General features: G+C 68.5%; 18 protein-coding genes and 4 tRNA genes. 7 read left to right on the top strand and 15 right to left on the bottom strand.

All coding sequences use genetic code 11. The annotated features are described in order from the left end of the window. Positions 1–33: 33 nt before the first annotated feature. Complete coding sequence (locus BKN51_RS09815; RefSeq protein WP_101607339.1) at positions 34–1,458, bottom strand: FAD-binding oxidoreductase; 1,425 nt, start codon at positions 1,456–1,458, stop codon at positions 34–36. Between the two features lie 174 nt (positions 1,459–1,632). On the opposite strand from BKN51_RS09815, the gene BKN51_RS09810 reads away from it, so the two are divergent. Then, positions 1,633–3,741, top strand: coding sequence for an elongation factor G-like protein EF-G2 (locus BKN51_RS09810; protein ID WP_101613144.1), 2,109 nt, complete (start codon positions 1,633–1,635; stop codon positions 3,739–3,741). Here the strand turns inward: BKN51_RS09810 and BKN51_RS09805 are convergent. The 6 genes from BKN51_RS09805 to BKN51_RS09780 form a co-directional block, all read right to left on the bottom strand. Then, positions 3,738–4,196 carry an XdhC family protein gene (locus BKN51_RS09805; RefSeq protein ID WP_101607338.1) on the bottom strand — a complete coding sequence of 153 codons (459 nt, stop codon included), beginning with the start codon at positions 4,194–4,196 and terminating at the stop codon, positions 3,738–3,740. The genes BKN51_RS09810 and BKN51_RS09805 overlap by 4 nt on opposite strands. Positions 4,197–4,208: 12 nt before the next feature. After that, positions 4,209–4,691 (bottom strand): NUDIX hydrolase, encoded by a 483-nt coding sequence (locus BKN51_RS09800; protein WP_101607337.1) that lies wholly within the window; start codon positions 4,689–4,691, stop codon positions 4,209–4,211. Then, entirely contained in the window at positions 4,688–5,833 is a 1,146-nt protein-coding gene (locus BKN51_RS09795; RefSeq protein ID WP_101613143.1) for a glycosyltransferase family 4 protein, read from the bottom strand. Before BKN51_RS09795 ends, BKN51_RS09800 begins: the two co-directional genes overlap by 4 nt. Before the next feature lie 22 nt (positions 5,834–5,855). Next, positions 5,856–6,773 (bottom strand): phosphatidylinositol mannoside acyltransferase, encoded by a 918-nt coding sequence (locus BKN51_RS09790; RefSeq protein WP_101607336.1) that lies wholly within the window; start codon positions 6,771–6,773, stop codon positions 5,856–5,858. Continuing rightward, a complete protein-coding gene (gene pgsA / locus BKN51_RS09785) occupies positions 6,770–7,411 on the bottom strand; it encodes a phosphatidylinositol phosphate synthase (RefSeq protein ID WP_101607335.1) in 642 nt (213 codons plus the stop codon). Before pgsA ends, BKN51_RS09790 begins: the two co-directional genes overlap by 4 nt. A 102-nt stretch (positions 7,412–7,513) precedes the next feature. Next, the gene (locus BKN51_RS09780) at positions 7,514–8,056 is read right to left on the bottom strand and encodes a MarR family winged helix-turn-helix transcriptional regulator (RefSeq protein ID WP_101607334.1); all 543 of its coding nucleotides are present in this window, start codon (positions 8,054–8,056) and stop codon (positions 7,514–7,516) included. Between the two features lie 117 nt (positions 8,057–8,173). On the opposite strand from BKN51_RS09780, the gene BKN51_RS09775 reads away from it, so the two are divergent. Then, a complete protein-coding gene (locus BKN51_RS09775; protein WP_101613142.1) occupies positions 8,174–8,716 on the top strand; it encodes a YceI family protein in 543 nt (180 codons plus the stop codon). Positions 8,717–8,814: 98 nt separating this feature from the next. On the opposite strand, the gene BKN51_RS09770 is transcribed toward BKN51_RS09775, so the two are convergent. From BKN51_RS09770 to BKN51_RS09750, 5 genes are all read right to left on the bottom strand, one after another. Further along, positions 8,815–9,351 (bottom strand): HIT family protein, encoded by a 537-nt coding sequence (locus tag BKN51_RS09770; protein WP_101607333.1) that lies wholly within the window; start codon positions 9,349–9,351, stop codon positions 8,815–8,817. Next, entirely contained in the window at positions 9,348–11,417 is a 2,070-nt protein-coding gene (gene thrS, locus BKN51_RS09765; RefSeq protein ID WP_101607332.1) for a threonine--tRNA ligase, read from the bottom strand. Before thrS ends, BKN51_RS09770 begins: the two co-directional genes overlap by 4 nt. 138 nt (positions 11,418–11,555) lie before the next feature. Next, entirely contained in the window at positions 11,556–12,170 is a 615-nt protein-coding gene (locus BKN51_RS09760; protein ID WP_101607331.1) for a malonic semialdehyde reductase, read from the bottom strand. 149 nt (positions 12,171–12,319) lie between these two features. Next, positions 12,320–13,846, bottom strand: a complete 1,527-nt coding sequence (locus tag BKN51_RS09755) for a sugar transferase (protein WP_168214300.1) — start codon at positions 13,844–13,846, stop codon at positions 12,320–12,322. A gap of 893 nt (positions 13,847–14,739) precedes the next feature. Next, a tRNA-Val gene (locus tag BKN51_RS09750) sits at positions 14,740–14,811 on the bottom strand. Between the two features lie 400 nt (positions 14,812–15,211). Between BKN51_RS09750 and BKN51_RS09745 the strand changes: the two genes are divergently transcribed. The 4 genes from BKN51_RS09745 to BKN51_RS09730 all read left to right on the top strand — a co-directional run bounded on the left by BKN51_RS09745 (position 15,212) and on the right by BKN51_RS09730 (position 16,018). Next, complete coding sequence (locus BKN51_RS09745; protein WP_020672550.1) at positions 15,212–15,637, top strand: SsgA family sporulation/cell division regulator; 426 nt, start codon at positions 15,212–15,214, stop codon at positions 15,635–15,637. Between the two features lie 136 nt (positions 15,638–15,773). Further along, positions 15,774–15,846: transfer RNA gene (locus BKN51_RS09740), tRNA-Gly, on the top strand. 25 nt (positions 15,847–15,871) lie between these two features. Beyond that, positions 15,872–15,942 (top strand) — tRNA-Cys (locus BKN51_RS09735). Between the two features lies 1 nt (position 15,943). Beyond that, positions 15,944–16,018: transfer RNA gene (locus BKN51_RS09730), tRNA-Val, on the top strand. A gap of 50 nt (positions 16,019–16,068) precedes the next feature. Here BKN51_RS09730 and BKN51_RS43030 read toward each other — a convergent pair. The 3 genes from BKN51_RS43030 to BKN51_RS43025 form a co-directional block, all read right to left on the bottom strand. Then, positions 16,069–16,341, bottom strand: coding sequence for a hypothetical protein (locus BKN51_RS43030; protein ID WP_158255805.1), 273 nt, complete (start codon positions 16,339–16,341; stop codon positions 16,069–16,071). 382 nt (positions 16,342–16,723) lie between these two features. Further along, the gene (locus BKN51_RS09720) at positions 16,724–18,721 is read right to left on the bottom strand and encodes a hypothetical protein (RefSeq protein ID WP_146044405.1); all 1,998 of its coding nucleotides are present in this window, start codon (positions 18,719–18,721) and stop codon (positions 16,724–16,726) included. Between the two features lie 430 nt (positions 18,722–19,151). Next, the gene (locus BKN51_RS43025) at positions 19,152–19,526 is read right to left on the bottom strand and encodes a hypothetical protein (protein ID WP_146044404.1); all 375 of its coding nucleotides are present in this window, start codon (positions 19,524–19,526) and stop codon (positions 19,152–19,154) included. A gap of 71 nt (positions 19,527–19,597) precedes the next feature. Here BKN51_RS43025 and BKN51_RS09715 point away from each other — a divergent pair, with 71 nt between their 5' ends. Beyond that, entirely contained in the window at positions 19,598–20,350 is a 753-nt protein-coding gene (locus tag BKN51_RS09715; RefSeq protein WP_146044403.1) for a DUF11 domain-containing protein, read from the top strand. Positions 20,351–20,492 lie beyond the last annotated feature (142 nt).

Genomic DNA, 20,492 nt, shown 5'->3' with positions numbered 1-20,492 from the left:
TACCGCAACCAGAGGACGAATTGCGAAGGGGAGTTAGCGGGCTAGGCCCTGCTCGAAGGCGAACAGGCCGTCCGGGTCGTACTTCCGCGCCACCCGGCGCAGCCGCGGCAGGCTGTCGCCGTAGTACGCCTTCGCCCAGTCCGGCATCTCCGGGTCGATGTAGTTGACGTACCCGGCCTGCCCGAATTCCCGGCCGAGTTCGTCCCTGACCCGGCCGATCACCTGGCGCGCGTGCGCTTCGCCGCCTGCCAGGCCGCGGGTGATCTGGATACTGCCGAGCGCGGACCGGTGCGGGAAGCAAGACTCGATCGACGGCACCCGCGCGATCGCGCCGCCGTACGCGTCGACGATCGAGTACAGCTCGGGATCACTGGTCAGCAGTGACGCCAGCGCGCCGGGATCCGGAACCCGATGGGTCAGCATCCGCGAAGTGGAGACGTACTCCCCTCGCTGCGCCACCGCGGCCGGGAAATGGGTCTCCTCGGCGAAGGCGCGCATGGTCGCCAGGTGGCTCTGTTCGCTCACATCCCGGGTGAGCGGCTCGGTGCCGACGCGGCGGACGAGGTCGTCGATGAGCGGGTTCAGCTCCGTGGCACGACCCACGAAACAGCCACCGCAGTTGACGGCCGCCGATCCGAGGCCCATCCCGGACCACAGTTCGTCAGGCATCGCGGGCTGCCAGTCCTGCCAGGCCGCGACCAGGTCGGCCAGCACGGCGGGCGGGAAGGTCAGTCCGAAGTTCGTCAGCGTCCTGGCCGCCGCCGTGCGGAAGGTGAACGAGGTGACGATGCCGAAGTTGCCGCCGCCACCGCCACGCAACGCCCACAGCAGGTCCGGCGCGGTCCCCTCCGACACCACACGCAGTTTCCCGTCCGCGCCGACGAACCGCACGGATTCCAGGCTGTCGCAGGTCAGTCCGTACTTGCGGCCCAAGACGCCGATCCCGCCGCCGAGGGTCAGCCCGGCGATGCCGACCGACGGGCAACTGCCCGCGGGCAACGCGCGGCCCGCCGCCGCCAACGCTTCGTACACCTGGCCGAGCTGCGCGCCGGCTCCGATCGCCGCGCGGCCACCCGGCCGGATCTCGATCGCGTTCAGCCGGGACAGATCGACGATGAGCCCTTTGTCCACAATGGAGTAACCGGCGTAGCTGTGCCCGCCCGAGCGAGCCGCGATCGGCACGTGGTGCCGCGCGGCGAAGTCGACACAGCGCCGGACATCGTCCTCGTTCGCGCAGACCGCGATCCCGGCGGGCAGCCGATGGTCGTACAGCGAGAAGAACCCGAGCCGCGCTTCGTCGTACCCCGGCTCACCGGGCCGGAAGAGCGTGCCCGTCAGCCGGGCTCGCAGCCGTTCCCATTCGTCCCCGCCGCCGTGCCCCGGGATCGCCGCGGGCACCGCCGCCAGCATCGGGACCGCACCTGCCAGTCGCAACACCGTCCGCCTGTCGAGCTCCATCGCTCATCCCCCACCGTCGGATTCGGTTCGGATACGCCTCCGGGTGTCCGCCATCGAGCATAGCGCCGGGTCGACATTCGGGGGGTCCCTCGCCGGTCGCCTTGCCGCGACGGCGGTCGCGGGTGTGTGATCGAGGACACACTGTTCGCGGCGTCGTGTGGTGAGGAGACCGGCATGGCCGAGAAACAGAGCAAGAACGGAGACTCCGGGGCCGCCGTCGCTGTGGACGACCCGGCGAAAGTGCGCAATGTCGTCCTGGTCGGCCCGTCGGGATCCGGCAAGACGACACTCGCCGAAGCACTGCTCGCCGCGTCCGGCACGGTGACGCGGGCGGGCTCGGTCGTGGAGGGCACCACGGTGTGCGACCACGATCCCGCCGCGGTCCGGCAGCAGCGGTCGGTCGGCCTCTCGGTCGCGCCGGTGCTGCACCAGGGCCACAAGATCAACCTCATCGACACCCCCGGGTACGCCGATTTCGTCGGCGAACTGCGGGCCGGGCTCCGCGCCGCCGACGCGGCGCTGTTCGTGGTCTGCGCGGCGGAAGGCGTCGACGCGGCCACGATCGCGGTCTGGGAGGAGTGCGCGGCCGTCGGGATGCCGAGGGCGGTGGTCGTCTCCCGGCTCGACCATCACCGCGCCGACCCCGAGGGCGAGATCGCGGCCTGCCAGGAGGCCTTCGGGGCCGGCGTCCTGCCGCTGTACCTACCCGCTCGTGACGGTCTCGTCGGGCTCATCACGCGCCGCTACTTCGACTATTCGCACGGCTTCCCGCCCGAAGTCGGCGAGCCGGACGGGAACGATCTCGCCCGGCTGACCGAGGCCCGCAACGAACTGATCGAAGGCGTCATCGCCGAGAGCGAGGACGAGTCGTTGATGGACCGGTATCTCTCCGGTGAGGAGATCGCCGAGGACACGCTGATCGCCGACCTCGAGACCGCGGTCGCCCGCGGGTCCTTCCATCCGGTGATCCCGGTGTGCGCGACGACGGGGGTCGGGCTCGCCGAAGTCCTCGACGGGATCGTCCGTGCCTTCCCCTCACCGCTGGAGCACGTCCCGCCGGAGGTCACCTCACCCACCGGCGAGCCGCACGCGCTTCTCCGCGCCGATCCCGACGGCCCGCTGGCCGCCGAGGTCGTCCGGACCGCTGTCGACTCCTACGTCGGCCGGGTGTCGCTGGTGCGGGTGTTCTCCGGGACGCTTCGCCCGGAACGCCCGGTGCACGTCTCCGGCCACGGGCTCGCCGAACGCGGGCACGAGGATCACGACGCCGACGAGCGGGTCGCGCATCTGTACTCGCCGCTCGGCGCGAACCTGCGCGAAGTCCCGTACTGCGTCGCGGGCGACCTCTGCGCGCTCACCAAGGTCGGCTCGGCCGAGACGGGCGACACCGTCTCCTCCCCCGAAGACCCGCTGATCATGAAACCGTGGACGATGCCGGAACCGCTGCTGCCGGTCGCCGTCATCGCGAAGACACGCAGCGACGAGGACACGCTGGCGCGCAACCTTTCCCGGCTCGTCGCGGGCGACCCGACCCTGCGGCTGGACCGCAACGCCGAGACGAACCAGCTCGTGCTGTGGTGCATGGGCGAGGCCCACGCCGACGTCGTGCTGTCGCGGCTGCGCGCGGGAGGCGCCGACGTGGACACCGAACCCGTCCGCATCAGCCTGCGGTCGACCTTCGCCGGGCCGGGCCGCGGGCACGGGCGGCACGTCAAGCAGTCCGGAGGCCACGGCCAGTTCGCCGTCTGCGACATCGAAGTCCAACCGCTGCCACGGGGTTCCGGCTTCGAGTTCGTGGACAAGGTCGTCGGCGGTTCGGTGCCGCACCAGTTCATCCCCAGCGTCGAGAAGGGAGTCCGGGCGCAGGCCCAGCGAGGGCTGGTCGACGGGCACCCGCTGATCGACATCCGGGTGACCCTGGTCGACGGCAAGGCGCACAGCGTCGACTCGTCGGACGCCGCGTTCCAGACGGCGGGCGCGCTGGCGCTGAAGGAGGCGGCCGCGGCCGGGAAGATCGCGTTGCTGGAGCCACTCGAAGAGGTGGCGGTGCGGCTTCCGGACGAGCATCTGGGCACCGTGCTGGGTGATCTCTCGTCCCGGCGAGGCCGCGTTCTCGGCACCGAATCGGGTGAAGGCGGCCGCACGGTCATCCGCGCCGAGGTCCCCGCGGCGGAACTACTGCGCTACGCGATCGACCTGCGTTCGCTGACCTCGGGCACGGCGACCTTCACCCGCAAGCACGCCCGGTTCGAGCCGATGCCGGAAGGAGCGGTGGCGCTCTAGAACTCGAAACCGCCGGGACGCCCGTTCCGGTCGGCGAGCAGCCCGGCCAGGGTGGCGATGGCGATCTCCGGCGGCGTACGCGAGCCGATGTTCAGCCCGACCGGGCGATGCACGCGGGCGATCTCGGCGGCCGGAACGTCCAGCGCCTGGAGCGCGACGACATGCGGGCCGGCGTGGCGCGGGTTGCCCAGCACGCCGACCCACCGGGCCGGGCGGTCGAGCACCGCTTTGAGCACTTCGCCGAGTTCGGGCCGGTCGTGATCGGTGACGACCACGTCGGCGTCCGCTCCGAGGTCCGGCACCGTCGAGACGGCCTCGAAGCCGCCCTCGACGTCTGTCGCCCGTGCGCCGTCCGGATCGAACAACACCGGCGTGTACCCGAGGTCCTTGCCGTAGCGCAGGAGGAAGGACGCCACCGGCGTCGCGAACACGGCGACCAGTACCCGCTCGGTCATGGGGCAGTCCTCCTACACGTCGGGTTCGGCGATTTCGAAGTACTCCGGGAGCCTGGCGGTACCGGCGAGGCCGAAGTACCGGACCTTTCGGCGCCGCCGTAGATGCAGTGTGTCCCGGACGGCGTCGTTGTGCACCCGCCGCGCGATGACGACGCGGTGCTCGGCGTCGTTCAGCTCTTCGGTCAAGGGGGCGGGCAAGGCCGTCCGGTCGACATGCGCCAGCCGCAACGTCAGTTCGCTCTCCTCGCCTTCGCGATCCGGACGCTCGGCGTGCTCGGCCCGCTCGCCCAGCGCGCGCAGCTGTTCGTCCTCCAGGATCACCGCGGCCGCCCTGGCGACGACGGCGCGGCGCGCGAGGGCCGCGTCGAGCGCCGCCCAGCCCGCGTCCATCCGGACGTGCAGCCGGTCCAGCCGGTTCGCCGTCGCGAGCAGGAACAGCCCGCCCAGCACCACGATCACGGCCACCAGGCCGCCGATCCACACCCAGGTCGTCATCGGCTGAACTCGCGTTCGCCCGCGCCGACCCGCCGGGGGTCGGCGGCGATCGCCGCCTCGTACACGCGCAAGACCTGCGTGGTGACCACGGACCAGTCGAACATCGCGACCCGCTCCCCCGCGGCCGCCGCGAGCGACGCCCGCCGTGCCGGATCGCCGAGCAGCTCACGCAACCCGTCGGCCAGCGCCGCCGCGTCGCCGGTTTCGGTCAGCATCCCGGCCTTGCCGTCGTCGAGGACCCGGCGGAAGGAGTCCAGGCCGCTCGCCAGCACCGGGGTGCCCGCCGCCATCGCCTCGGTGAGGATCATCCCGAAACTCTCGCCGCCCGTGTTCGGCGCGCAGTAGACGTCGACGCTGCGCAGCGCCCGTGCCTTCGTCTCGTGGTCGACCTGGCCCAGCAGATCGATATGCGACGCCAGTTCCGGCCCCGCTTCGCGGCGGAGCTGATCGGCGTCACCGCGGCCGACGACCAGCATCCGCAGGTCCTCGAACTCCGGCAGCAGCATCCGGAGCGCCTCCAGCAGGACACCCATCCCCTTGCGGGGTTCGGTGTACCGCCCGACGAACCCGACCGTGCCACCCGCTCGCGGGTAGCCGTCCAACGGAAGCGCGCGGGAGAAGAAGTCGACGTCGACGCCGTTGGGCACCTCGACCGCGTCTCCACCTGCGTGCTCGACCTGGACCCGGCGTGCGAGCGCCGACACAGCGATCCGCGCGGTGATCTTCTCCAGCAGCGGCCGCAGCACCGGCTGGAACGCCGCCAGCGTGCGCGAACGCGTCGTCGCGGTGTGGAAGGTCGCCACGATCGGGCCGTCCGCGACCTTCAGCGCGAGCAGGGAAAGACTCGGCGCGGCGGGCTCGTGGAGGTGGAGGACGTCGAAGTCGCCGTCACGGATCCACCGCCGCACCCGGGCGTAGGACACCGGGCCGAACTGCAGCCGAGCGACCGAGCCGTTGTACGGGATGCCGAGCGCCTTCCCCGCGGGGACGACGAAATCCGGGACGTCGGAGTCCTCGTCCGCCGGCGCGAGCACCGAGACCTCGTGCCCGCGCGCGAGAAGCGCCCTGGCCAGGTCGATGACGTGCCCCTGGACGCCGCCCGGCACGTCGAACGAGTAGGGGCAGACGATCCCGATCTTCATGACGCGCGCCTGAGCCATCGGCTCAACTCGCTTCGCCGAGGGCGGCTTGTTCCCCGGCTCCGAAGTCGGTGAGCCAGAACTTCTGCATCATGTGCCAATCGGCCGGATGCGCGGCGATGTCACCGGCGAAGATGTCCGCCAGCGCCTGGGTGGCGGCCGGGACCTCGGACCGGTTCGTGACCCGGATCCTCGGGTGCAGCCGGATCTGCCAGCCGTCCTCGGTGAACCAGCAGCCCGCCGGGATCAGCGCGGCACCGGTGGTGGCGGCCAGCCGGGCCGGGCCGCCCGGCATCTTGGTCTGCTCGCCGAAGAACTTGACCGGCACCCCGGAGTTCGTCAGGTCCCTGTCGCCCACCAGGCAGATCGCCTTGTTCTCCCGCAGCCGCTTGAGCAGCACGCGCATCGCGGAACTGTCGCCGGTCAGCGGCACGATCTCGAAACCGAGGGATTCGCGATAGGACACGAACCGCTGGTACAGCGATTCGGGTTTCAGCCGCTCCGCGACCGTGGTGAAGCCGCCGAGGTAGTCCGCGAGCCAGACACCCGCCGCGTCCCAGTTCCCGCTGTGCGGCAGCGCCATCACAGCGCCGTTGCCCTCGGCGAGGGCGGCGTCGAGGTTCTCGACCCCGGTGATCGACTGGGCGACCTTGCGGCTGACCTCCTTGTGGTCCATCGAAGGCAGCCGGAACATCTCGTGCCAGTAGCGAGCGTAGGACCGCATCGCACGGCGGGTCAGTTCGTCGAGTTCGACGCCGTCGGCCTGGGGCACGACCCTGGCGAGGTTGCTCCGCAGCTGGCGCACCCCTCCGCCGTCCCGCCGGACGGCGAGGTCGGCGCCGAGGCCGAAGGTCACCGAGCCGACCTGCTCCGGCAGCCAGCGCGCGAGCCGCCAGCCCGCCGCGTAGCCGAAGTCGCCCAGCCGCTGCGAGAACCCGGTCATGAGCCGCCTTCCGTGGCGGGTGGCCCGGCCGCCTTGGCGGCCCTCGCGGCCTTGGCCACCGCGGCCGTCCGCTGCAGAAGGGTGATCACGGAAAGCACCGCGAGCAGCCAGAGGGTGATGTCCACGGTGTACGGAACGCCCAGACCGTGCAGTCCGGTTCCCACCAGGGCGATGATCAGCCGCTCCGCGCGCTCGACGAGGCCGCCGTCGGCCTCCAGCCCGGAAGCCTCGGCGCGGGCCTTGACGTACGAGATGACCTGCGCGAGCACCAGGCAGATCAGCGCGGCGGCCGCGGCCGGGCGGTTGTCGTCGTGGACGAAGCACCACCACGCGATCGCGGCGAACAGCGCGCCGTCGACCAGTCTGTCGCAGGTCGCGTCGAGGACGGCCCCGAACGCCGTGCCGTACCCGCGGGCGCGGGCCATCGCGCCGTCGAGCAGGTCCAGCATCGCGAAGCCCCAGACGGTGAAGGTGCCCCACAGCAGCATGTCGTTCGGGAAGAACACGAGCGCGCAGAGCACCGCCCCGGCCGTGCCGATGACGGTCATCGCGTTCGGGGTCAGGCCGGCGCGCACGAGCACCTTCCCCATGGGGTCGGTGACGCGGGAAACGGAGGCGCGCGCGAAAATGTTGAGCATCGGTTCTTCAGGTGCACCTAAGCAGCAGGGTCGGTTGGGCGTCCGAAGCCTATCCACCCGCACCGACACCCGTCGTCGTGCCCGCCCTGGACCGGCTTTCGCTCAGTCCGCTTTGGCCAGTTCGGGCGTCTCTCCGAAGTCGGCGAGATTGTCTTCCCGCAGCGCCAGTTCCGCCTCCGCGGCGGCACATTTCGGCGACAGCCGCCCCAGGACGGCGGCACTGATCTCCCCGAGCGCCTTCACCTGTTCGGGGGTCAGCGGGTCGAAGAGGCTCTCCCGGACGGCCTCGACGTGCCCGGGCGCGGCCTTCTCCAGCGCGGCGAAACCCTCGGCGGTCAGCACCGCCCAGGAACCGCGCTTGTCGGTGGGGCAGGACTCACGGTGCACCCAGCCGTTGGCCTCGAGCCGCGCGACCGCGTGCGAGAGCCTGCTGCGCGACGCCTTGCGCGCGTCGGCGAGCTCACTCATCCGCAGCCTGCGGCCCGGCGCCTCGGACAGGGCCACGAGCACCTCGTAGTAGGTGTGGGGCATGCCCGCCTCGTGCTGGAGCTGGCCCTCCAGATGCGCTTGCAGCATCCGCGTGGCCTCGGAGAAGTCACGCCAGACTTTTTGCTCCTCGTCGGAGAGCCATCGGGGTTCGGACATGTCACTCATTCTACCCCTGGTTGAACGCTCAACCAAACTGCGCTACAGTCGTGGTTGAGCGCTCAACCAGACGAGGGTTCACCACAGCCAGACCAGAGACTTTTGGAGATCGACTTCATGACCACCACCGAAATCCCGGGCTACGTCGCAGGCAAGTGGACCGTCGACACCGCCCACTCGGACATCGCCTACACCGTGAAGCACCTCGGCCTGGCGAAGTCCCGCGGCAACTTCACCGCCTTCACCGGCGAGGTCGTCACCGCGGACAACATCCTCGACTCCACGGTCACCGTCGAGATCGACGCCTCGTCGGTCGCCAGCGGTGTCGACGGGCGTGACACGCACCTCAAGTCCGAGGACTTCTTCCACGTCGACGAGCACCCGGTCATCACCTTCCGCTCGACCGGCATCCGCGAGGACGGCGGCGACTACGTCATCGACGGCGAGCTCACCTGGCGCGGCAAGAGCGTCCCGGTCTCGCTCGAAGCCGAGTTCAACGGCATCGGCACCAACCCGGCCAACGACAACGCCACCACCCTCGGCGTCTCGGCCAGCGCCACCGTGAACCGCCGCGACTTCGGCATCGGCCCGGAGGGCAACGCCTTCCTGTCCGAGAAGGTCAAGATCGACATCGAGCTGCAGGCCGCGCTCAACGCCTGACTCGCGCTGCCCCGGCAAATCCGTGAAGGCCTCCTTAAGGGACTCTGGTGTCCCTTAAGGAGGCCTTCACGGATTTGGGAGCCTCAGCGGAACAAGACCTACCAGGCGTCCGCCAGCAGTTGCCGCGTCTCCCCCAGCAGCTGCGGCAGCACCTTCGTGTGCCCGATCACCGGCATGAAGTTCGCGTCGCCACCCCACCGCGGCACCACGTGCTGATGCAGATGCGCGGCGATCCCGGCGCCGGCGATCACGCCCTGGTTCATCCCGATGTTGAACCCGTGCGCCGAAGACACTTCCCTGATCACGCGCATCGCGCGCTGGGTGAACTCCGCCACCTCGACGGTCTCCTCCGGCGTCAGATCCGTGTAGTCCGCGACATGGCGGTACGGCACGGCCATCAGGTGGCCGGGGTTGTACGGGTACAGGTTCAGCACCGCGTACACCGTCTTCCCGCGCGCGAGGATCAGCGCGTCCTCGTCGCTCTTCTCGGGAAGATGACAGAACGGGCAGCCCTCGTCGGGTCGCTTCGATCCCTGGACGTAGGCGAGCCGATGCGGGGTCCACAGGCGCTGCAACGCGTCGGGAACCCCGACACCGTCCTGTCCGACGACTTCGGGGCCATCGGGGCCCGTCACCGGAGGACCGCCTCCAAGCCCGCCACGGTCGGCGAGGAGTTCTCGCGGCGCTGGACCCAGCCGGCGATCGCCTCGACCGCGTCGGCCACCGGGATGCCGTTGATCTGGCCGCCGTCGCGGAACCGGAACGACACCGCGCCCGCCTCGACGTCCTTGGCGCCCGCCAGGAGCATGAAGGGCACCTTCTGCGTGGTGTGGGTGCGGATCTTCTTCTGCATCCGGTCGTCGCTCGCGTCGACGTTCACCCGGATCCCCTTGGACCGCAGCGCCTTCTCGACCCCGCGCAGGTGCTCCACCTGGCCCTCGGTGATCGGGATGCCGACCACCTGGACCGGCGACAGCCATGCCGGGAACGCGCCCGCGTAGTGCTCGGTCAGCACGCCGAAGAACCGCTCGATCGAGCCGAACAGCGCGCGGTGGATCATCACCGGGCGCTGACGACTGCCGTCACCGGCGGTGTACTCGAGCTCGAACTTCTCGGGCAGCATGAAGTCCAGCTGGATGGTCGACATCTGCCAGGTGCGGCCCAGCGCGTCCTTGGCCTGCACGGAGATCTTCGGCCCGTAGAAGGCCGCGCCACCCGGGTCCGGCACCAGTTCGAGCCCGGAGTCCACGGCGGCGGTGCGCAGCACCTCGGTCGCCTCGGCCCAGACCTCTTCCGAGCCGATGTACTTCTCTTCGTTCCGGGTGGACAGTTCGAGGTAGAAGTCGTCGAGACCGTAGTCGCGCAACAGGTTCAGCACGAAGTCCAAAAGGGACTTCAGCTCACCGGGGACCTGCTCCAGGGTGCAGAAGATGTGCGCGTCGTCCTGCGTCATGCCCCGGACACGGGTGAGCCCGTGGATCACGCCGGACTTCTCGTAGCGGTACACCGAGCCGAACTCGAACATCCGCAGCGGCAGCTCCCGGTAGGAACGCCCGCGCGAACGGAAGATCAGGTCGTGGAACGGGCAGTTCATCGGCTTGAGGTAGTAGTCCTGGCCGGGCTTGCGGACAGTGCCGTCCTCGTTGTGCTCGGCGTCGAGGTGCATCGCCGGGTACATGCCGTCGCGGTACCAGTCGAGGTGACCGGAGGTCTCGAAGAGCGCGCCCTTGGTGATGTGCGGCGAGTAGACGAAGTCGTACCCCGCCTCGACGTGCCGCTGACGCGAGTAGTTCTCCATCTCCTGCCGGATGATCCCGCCCTTGGGGTGGAACACCGGCAGTCCCGAGCCGATCTCGTCGGGGAAGGAGAAGAGGTCCAGCTCGACACCGAGCTTGCGGTGATCGCGCCGCTCGGCCTCGGCGAGGCGCTCCAGGTAGACGTCCTGCGCCTCGGCGGATTCCCATGCGGTGCCGTAGATCCGCTGCAGCTGCGGGTTCTTGTCGTCACCGCGCCAGTACGCGGCGGCGACGCGGGTGAGCTTGAACGCCGGGATGAACTTGGTGGTCGGCACGTGCGGGCCGCGGCAGAGGTCGCTCCACACGCGCTCCTTGGTGCGCGGGTCGAGGTTGTCGTAGATGGTCAGCTCGCCGCCGCCGACCTCCATCACCTCGGAGGTGTCCACTGTGGAGTCTTCGGACTTCAGGTCGACCAGTTCGAGCTTGAACGGCTCGTCGGCCAGTTCCTTCTTCGCCTCGTCGACCGAGTCGAAGACGCGGCGGGAGAACTGCTGCGAACCCTTCACGATCTGCTTCATGCGCTTTTCCAGCGCCTGCAGGTCTTCCGGGGTGAACGGGGTGTCGACGGCGAAGTCGTAGTAGAAACCGTCCCTGACCGGCGGGCCGATGCCGAGCTTGGCCTGCGGGAACTGCTGCTGCACGGCCTGGGCGAGCACGTGGGCGGCCGAGTGGCGGATGACGCTGCGGCCGTCGTCGGTGTTCGCCGCGACGGCTTCGACCTCGACCTCGGACTCCGGAGCCCAGGCCAGATCGCGGAGGTTGCCCTCGGCGTCGCGCACGACGACGATCGTGTCCGGCCCCTTGGTCGGCAGCCCGGCTTCGCGGACCGCGGTGCCCGCCGTAGTGCCCGCCGGTACCACCACGCGCGAGGCGGTTGCGGCTGCTACTGACGACGGCTGGGACACGATGATCTCCTTGGCTAAGTTGTACAACTTTGCTGTGATGTTAGTCGTCAGCCACGACAGGTCTCACGCGCATTACCCCAACGACCACGAAGGCCTCCTTCCCATCGGAAGAAGGCCTTCGCGTATCGAGCGACGAGGTCAGACGGTCTCGACGACCTCGTCGAAGTCCAGCCGCGGCAGGCGGTCGAACCAGGGGTTCTCGCCCGGCTTGCCGACGTTGATCACGGCAAGGGACTTCCACGGCTTGTCCGCGAAGAACTCCTTGTCGATGCCTTCGCGGTCGAAGCCGGTCATCGGGCCGGCGGCCAGCCCGGCGGCGCGGACGCCGATGATGAAGTAGCCGACCTGCAGCAGCGCGTTGAGCTTGGCGGTCTCGGTGCGGCCCGCCTCGTCGGCGAACAGGTCCTTCGCGCCGGGGAAGTGCGGGAACACGCGCGGGAGGTTCTCGTGGAACTCGGTGTCGGCGGCGAGCACGACGGTCACCGGAGCGGCCTCGGTCTTCGCGCGGTTGCCCTCGGACATCAACGGGGAGAGGCGCTTCTTGCCCTCTTCGGTCCGGATCACCAGCGCGCGCAGCGGCTGGTTGTTCATCGACGTCGGGGCCCACTTGACCAGTTCGTAGATCGCGCGGATCTGCTCGTCGGTCACCGGCTCGTCGCTGAAGTTGTTCGCGGTGCGGGCCTCGCGGAACAGCAGGTCCTGCACGTCCTGCGGGAGGTTCAGGGTCTCGGCCGACTCAACGCTGGTGGTCATGGGTGGATCTTCCTTCCGTACGCTTCCTGTACTCGTCACAACATAGTTGAGCGCTTGACTATTTCTGGTTCAACTACCTCTGCGTGTGCGGTCGATCACAAGAATCGGCCGCCGTCCCGGAGGGAACGGCGGCCGACACGGCGAAAAGGTCAGTAGGCCCCTCGCCCTTGCACCACGGCCCGGAAAGTCTTCCAGAGGATGACCAGGTCCAGCGCGAGCGACCAGTCCTCGACATAGCGCAGGTCGAGGCGGATGCTCTCGGCCCAGCTGAGGTCACTGCGGCCGCTGACCTGCCAGAGCCCGGTCAACCCCGGCTTGACCAGCAGACGGCGGCGCGCGTCGGGGGCGTACTTCGCGGTCTCCTCCGGCAACGGCGGACGGGGACCGACGAGCGACATACGCCCGCTCGCGACGTTGAACAGCTGCGGCAGCTCGTCGAGCGAATACCGGCGAAGCATGCCGCCGACCCGCGTGACCCGCGGATCCTTGCGCATTTTGAACAGCGGTCCGGCCCCCTCGTTGTCCGACTGCAGGTCCTGCTTGAGCTTGTCTGCGTTGGTGACCATCGTGCGGAACTTCAGCATGGTGAAGGTGTGCCCGTCGCGGCCCACCCGGCGCTGGCGGTAGATCACCGGGCCGCGGTCGTCGAGCTTGATCGCGATCGCGATCGCCAGCAGCAGCGGGGAAACGAGGGTGAGGAGCAGCGTGGAGCCGAACCGGTCGAGCACTTCCTTCACCAGACGGCGGCCGCCGGTGAACATCGGCGCGGTGACCCGCAGCAGTGGCATGCCGAGCACCCCGGAGACGTTCAGCCGGGGTCCGGCCACCTCCATCAGCATCGGGGCGACCACCATCTCGGCGGAGGTCCCTTCGAGGTCCCAGGCGAGCCGCTGCAGGCGTTTCGGGTTCCAGTGCTGATCCGCGGTCACGGCGACCACCCGGTAGCCGCCACGGCGGACGTGGCCCGCGAGCTCGTCGAGCTTCCCGACGACCGGGACACCTTCCACCTCGCCGCTGCCCCGCTCCGCGCCGGCGCCGCTGTACGTGCAGACGGCTTCCACCCGCCAGCCGACATGGGGGTCGGCCTTGGTGCGGGCGATGAGATCGGCGACCGTGTCGGGGCTTCCCGCCGCGAGCACGGGCAGCAGGCACTCACCGAGCCGCCTGCGCCGGTGCAGCACCTGTCTCAGCGCGTACCGCTGCAGGAACATGAAGACCGAGATCATCGGGACGACGATGAAGACCCACGGCTGCACGGCGAGCGCCCCGAAGAGCAGACCGCCCAGCGCGACGAGGACCGCGGTGGCCACCAGGCCACGGCCCAGCGTCCGGTACTCCTCCGCGCCCTCGCCGAGGACTCGCGGACTCCAGGCCCGGCAGACCGACAACCCGAACAAGAAGGCGGCGGCGGTGCCGAGCGCGTGCATGTCGTGCGGATCGGATCGATCGATCAAGAAGGCGCTCATCACGATGAGCGCGAAGGCGGTGAAAACGTCACTACCGATGACCCAGGCACGGTAGCGCGATTCCCAAGCCGCGTAAGGCGGCCGTGCCGACGTGGTGTCGACTGCCGCGGCGCTGCCCGCGTCCCTTTGTGGGGGACGCGGGATCGACTGAAGGTCGATGTGCTGCGGCGTCCCGTTAACGGTGGACGACGGCCGCACCGACTCTTCCATCAGACCTCCCGGAGTGGGGATTCCCGAACGCCGGACCAACACGCTGAGTAAATGAGAGCGATTTCGAAGAGTGATCGATTCTCAAGGTTCCTCAGCGGCCGATGGGGCGACACACGCCAAGGTATCGGCAACTCTCCGGCCGTCGTTACAAGGATTTCCAGCCACACCCTGTCCGAGCTTCAGGCAAATGAATGCCGTGTTGATAACAAGATGATGACGATGCGTAATAGACCGTATCCGCCGAACAACTACGCAAAGTAGTCACGAATTCCCGGCTTTCCCGGCCACTTGGAGCACCACGCGCCCGAACGGCCGAACAGCCCCGAAAACTCCACAGTGGACGGTCTGCCGAAGTCGATCTCCGGCCGGTCCACAGTGGATTTCACACCTCCGGAGCACCACGGCGGGGGAGGCGCGCTCACCGCGCGCGGACCTACCTTGTCAATCGGTCACCGGAGTGGCGTTTCGTCACATCACGTCAGCATCACGGCACCCCCTCCCCCGGAGCCGGACGGGTGAGCCGCTCTCCCGTGCCCCGCATCACTTCGAAGGTGGTCTGGACCTTCTCACGGGGTGCGAAGTGCCGAGGATCACAATGTCGTCTCGACGGATGGCTCACACGACGTTTTCGTCGCGCGACACGTGGTTTCCGACGAATGTCCACACCGGTCGGAACCGCCGCCACCGAAGATCTTCGAACCGGCTCTCCCTGCCGTCGCCCTCGCACCAGGGCGATTCGGCCGCATCGACGCGCCCGCCCGCGACGGTAGAAGTACCGCCCCCACATAACCCGCGTCCGACCTGGGGATCGAATGCCGCCGGACGGCTCGCCGCCGACAGTGTCCGAGAATGAATCAAGGCCCCGGACCGAGTGGTCCAGGGCCTTCATCCGGTGGGCGATACTGGGATCGAACCAGCGACCTCTTCGGTGTGAACGAAGCGCTCTCCCGCTGAGCTAATCGCCCGCTCGCGTTGTCCGGCCGACTCTACCTCACGACTTTAGGGGGCCTGCAAACGGGTGGTTCGCGCCGACCACACTCCGCTCACCAGCAAATACGGAGCGAACAACCACGAGCTAGCCGGGGTTGTCAGGGCCGGGGGGCGCCCGCGACGCGTTTCGACATTCGTGCGACGGTGCTATCGCGTGACGACTAAACCGCGCAGTATGTACATGTGGACTGCCTGCAGGGCGCATGTAGGGCTGCGCGTCGCGCGGGTGATGATGGGGTGACGAAGTAGGGACCCGGGGTCCGATGACCCCGTCCGGGTGATCTGCGGCAAAACCGCGTTCCGATCGCCCGGCCGATGCGTCACATCATCGCCACTCGGTTCGACCGGGCCGGGAAGGAGACGAAGGGTAGGACGATGCGCAACGATCACGTGACGCTCCGCTCGACGGCGGTGTTCGACCTCCTGGCGCCGCGGACACCCGCAGTTCCGGTCAAGGTGGAACTGCGATACGACACACGCGACCCCTACGCGGTCGTCGCCGCCTTCCGCACCGGCCGCGCCGGCTGGGTCGAGTGGGTCTACGCGCGCGACCTCCTCGCGGACGGTCTGCTGGCCGACGCGGGCGACGGCGACGTACGCATCCGCCCCTCCGTCGAAGACCCCGAGTCCGTCCTGATCGAACTGAACTCGCCGTCCGGGCACGCCATGTTCGAGGCGTCCGCTCAGGAGCTGGCCGACTTCCTCGACAGGACCTACGACGTCGTGCTGCCGGGCAACGAGCACCTGTGGGTCGACGTCGACGACGCCCTCACGCACCTCATCCCCAACGATCTGTCCTGATGACGGGCTTGCGAACAGCAAGTGGCACCCCGGTTGCAGAGCCGATTTCGGGGTCGGATAGTGTTCACACACACCACGGCGACGGGGTGAGAGGCAAAACCGCGAGGTAGAAACTCTCGAACCGAACCGAGGATGTGCGGATGTAGCGCAGCTGGTAGCGCATCACCTTGCCAAGGTGAGGGTCGCGGGTTCGAATCCCGTCATCCGCTCGGAAGGCCTTCTCGGGCCTGACACGGTGGAGTGGCCGAGAGGCGAGGCAACGGCCTGCAAAGCCGTGTACACGGGTTCGAATCCCGTCTCCACCTCGCGCGATTAGCTCAGCGGGAGAGCGCTTCCCTGACACGGAAGAGGTCACTGGTTCAATCCCAGTATCGCGCACCATCTGTTTATCGCAGGACTGAAGCCCTGCCCCTCTCCGGAGGGGCAGGGCTTCAGTCGTCAAAGGACGATGAAAAGGCGAAGCTGTGACTGTCGATCAGCTCTTCGTAGAAGATCGCGATGCTCGGCGGCAGCTCCAGCTCCGCGACGCGAACTTCGGCAAAGTACCTCTGGTCCCCCGCTACGACCCACACGAACGTGTGACTGGGCCGTCGCTGCCGCACCTGTCCCAACGCCGCCCATATTGGCAAGCCGAGGTGATGAGCACCTCGACGATCGCCCGGCTTCTGCGCGTCGCGATCCACCGCACCCGTATCCGCGATCAAGCCGGGAAACCGCTTCGCTACACCCCGCACGGCTTCCGTCGCATGTTCGCCACCGAGACCGTCACCGGCGGTCTCCCCCGTTCACATCGCCGCACGCCTTCTCGGTCATAAAACACTGACCACCACACAAGCCTATCTCGCCGTCTTCCAGGACGATGTCATCCGCGCCTACCGGGGCTTCCTCGACCGCCGACGAATGGTTCTCTGCGGCCTGTGGAGTGTGATCAGGTCAAAGGGCCGGTCATTAGGTCCGATCTACGCCGAGCCCGGCCGGTGATCATCGCGTCCCCTCGTCGTTCACCGCTGTTGCCGCCGTGCCGGTCGGGCACGGCGGCAACAGCCACCTCGAAAGAGAGTTTCGTACTGGTCGGTTGTTGAACGCCTACCGGCGGGGCGGGTTGATGGTGCCGCTGTTGTCGGTGCCGGTGGCGCCGGGAGATCCGGGCGGGCCTTCGGGTCCGGTTTGGCTGAAGCCGCCGGCACCGCCGGGGCCGCCCGGGCCGCCGGTGGTGGTGGGGTGTGCGGTGGTGACGGTGCCGCTGTTGCCCGCGCCGCCAGCGCCGCCGGTGCCTCCAGGACCGCCGGGGGTGTCGTCGACGATCACGACGCCGCCCCTACCGCCAGGGCCGCCTGTGCCGCCGAGAGTGGTGACGGTGTCAGCGGTGATCTTCCCGGTGCTGCCCGCGCCTCCGGCGCCTCCTGTTCCTCCGGCGCTCGGTGGCTTCGACTTGTCGCCCGCGCGGCCGTCTCCGCCGGCCCCGGCTGCTCCGCCGGTCGCGGTGACGGTGCCGGCGGGCGCGGTGATCGTGCCGGTGTTCCCGGCGCCTCCGGCGCCACCGGCACCGGGTTCATGGGGTTGCGGACCGGCACCGCCGCTGCTGCCGTCGCCGCCGTTGGTCCCGGTGACCGTGATGGTGCCCGCTCCGGCCTCGTCGGTGATCGTGCCGGTGTTCCCAGCCGTGCCGGTCACTCCGGTGCTGCCGTTAGGGGCGCTGGGGCTGCCGTGGGCGGTGGACCGTGTGGTTCCGGCGGTGACGACGATCGTGTCCGCCTCCGGGCCGGAGGTGATGATGCCGGCGTTCCCGATGCCGCCTTGCCCGCTGACTCTGAAGCTGCCTCCGGCGCCGCCGGTGGCGGTGACCTTGGTGGGCCCGCCGGCGGTGACGACACCGCTCTTGCCGATGCCCGCTCCGCCGCGTGGGCCCTCGGTAGAGGCGCCGGTAGCGGTGATGGTGCCGCCTGCGGCGCCAGTGCCGAGGGTGCCGGTATTGGCGTCGGAGCCGACCTGGTCGGAGGTGCCACCGTCGACGGTCAGGGTCCCGCCGTCAGTATTGGCAGTCCCCGTGTTGCCTGCCCCGCCGTCACCGAAGCCGCCCTTGCCGCCGCGGAGGATGGCCTGGCCGGTCGTGGTGCTGACGGTTCCGGCGTTGGCGATACCGCCTCGCTGACCGGACCCGCCGTTGACTTCCACCCGGCCGGCGCCACCTTGCACGGTTCCGGTGGCGGCGTTGGCCACCCAGCCAGGACCGGCGCCATAGTCACCGCCGTTGGCGCCGTTGATCGTGATCGTGTCGCCGCTGTCGCCGGTGACGGCGCCCGCGTTGGCCACACCTTGCCCCTCGTCGCTCAGCTCACCCCTGCCGGGGGAGATGAGGATCGTGTCGGGACCGGCGCCGCCGGTAACGGTGCCGCCCTCCTCGACCCCGTGACCGCCGTGCGCGCCCTCCTCGGGGACGGAACCGGGTTTGAGGCTCCCGATGGCGCCGCCGGTGATCGTGATCTTCCCGCCCTGGGCCGGTCCCTCGACCTTTCCGCCCTTCCCGACGGCAGGTCCTCCACCTCCGAAGAAGTCGTCCCCGTTGTACACGACGACGCCGCCGATACCGCCGGTCACGGTCACCGTTCCGGCCGCACCGGCACGCACCGTCCCGCTCACCCCAGGACCGCCGGGCTCGCCCTGACTGTCCTTGTTCTCACCGCCGGCACCGCCGGTGATCGCGATGATGCTGGTTCCCGTGCCGCCGTCCACGACACCCTCCGGCCCGACACCGGGACCCGCCACACCGTCTACAGGAGACGGGCCGGTGATCGTGATCGTCTTGTCCGCGGGTCCGCCCGACACCGTGCCGGTGATCGTGATCGTGGTCGCCTCACCGGTGGACAACGTCTCCCCCGCAGGCACCCCGCCAGAGCAGGTGATCGACTGCCCCTCCGCCACACACCCCGCAGGCAGCGACGCCTGCGCCCACGCCGGCAGCGCCACCAGGGACTGCCACGCCACCACACCCGTCACCACCGCCGTCACCAGCGGAGCGCGTCCTCCAGCCCCGAGCAAACGGACCCCACCGGCGGGACCACCCTCGCGTCTGACGTCGTCCATCCTCATAAATTCCGCCACCCTCCCCTTTTGGCCACGGCCAGGCGAATGCCGCCCGCCTCTCCAATCAGGGTGAACCCAGCCACCGTCGGTCAGCACGACGACGGCGTCTCATACGCTCGAAAGAGTGATCACATCCCTGACAAACCCGCATTTCCGCGAACAAGATCAACAGATCTGCACACAAAGCCCCGATAGAGCTCATTTCGTCAGAATCTGCATCTCACTCAAAGCCGAGCCAGCATTCTTCGGCAGGGAAAACTTCGCGTACGCTATCGATTCACGGTACGCACTTGCGGCGATTCGGTCGACGCCGCGTTCACGTTGAGCCGCACTCCCTCTCCAAGAGAAAGGCAATCTCGACGCTGCTGACGTACACGATGACAGCCTTCACCTACGCCCTCGTCGCTCCAGCAGCACAGGCCGGTACGCCTTATTCCGTGCACCTGATTTCGCAGTCTTCGATCAGGTAAACAACGACTTCCGCTGAAATTTCGAAATTGACGACCATGCCCGCAGATCGCGTCATGGCATCCATGGGATGAATTTCGATCAATCGACAAGTTTCGAAAGAATCCACTTGTAACGTCAATTCTGGAAGTGCGCACCGCAACACACCCGTTCGAGTGGATACGAATACGTCGAGGGACGCCTTCCTTGACGCTGCGAGAGGTAGCGGATTTCGCTGCTTCACATGATTGCGCGGCGAGAGCCAGAGCACGGTTACAGGCCAGGCTGCGTTGACGATCACCTCATACGGGGAGGGTTTTGTCATGAGACGTTTCTTCACCGGTGTGGCTGCTGCCACGCTCCTCACCGGGCTGTGTGCCCTGCCGTCCACGGGCACAGGCCGACGAGTTACCCGGCAGCAGCGTTGTGGTGTCCCCCACCACGATCGCCAAGGGGTCGACCTTCACGATCACTCAAACCGTCACCAACCAGACCTCCGAGACCTACACCTCGGCCCGTGCGAATATCTACGCGAGCACTGAAAACGGAAAGTACCTGCCGAAGATCACCGAACTGATCTCGTGCACCGGAGACGTGACCGGCCCCTGCGAGACATTCGGAGCAGCCTACGGTTACCACGTAGCTGTGGGCGCCCTGCCGCCCGGGGAAAGCCGCACGGTGGTGTACATGTTCCGCATGAACACCGACGCTCCCACCGGAGCGCTCAAGTTGCGTCACAAGCTCGATCCCGAACGCGACTACCAGGACGGACCGCCGATCACCATCATCGACGTCGCGCCGGACATCGCGGTATCGCTGGAAGCGGTGTCCCGGGGCGTGCTGAGCTCCACCGTCGACTACACCATCACCGCGACCAACACCGGTGACGGTGACGCGAAGTCCGCCACCGTCACCGCGACCTACCCCGACGGCATGGCCCTCGGGTCCTCACCGGACTGCACCGAGAGCACGGGACCGCGGGAACTGACCTGTTCCGTGGGTGCTCTGCCCGCCGGCGCCACCACCACACTGCGCTTCACCGCTCACCCGGAACTGCTGAACCTCGGCTCGCTCACCGCGACCGCCCGACTGGTCAGCAGTGCCCCGGTCGATCCCAACCCGGCCAACAACACCGCAAGCCGCTCCTGCACCGCCATCACCGGCCTGATCATCGTCTGCTGACCCAGCCACGGCACACGCCCCGGCGCCAGAATCACCAGGCATCGGACCGGGGCGTGTGCCGTATACCCGGACCTGCAAGAGACCCGTACTACCACCGTCTCGCACAAGCCGTTCGGGATAGCGCACCACCGAACTGGGGCTT

It is taken from the genome of Amycolatopsis sp. BJA-103 (assembly GCF_002849735.1).
Classification (GTDB): domain Bacteria; phylum Actinomycetota; class Actinomycetes; order Mycobacteriales; family Pseudonocardiaceae; genus Amycolatopsis.
This window is presented reverse-complemented; position numbering and strand designations above follow the sequence as displayed.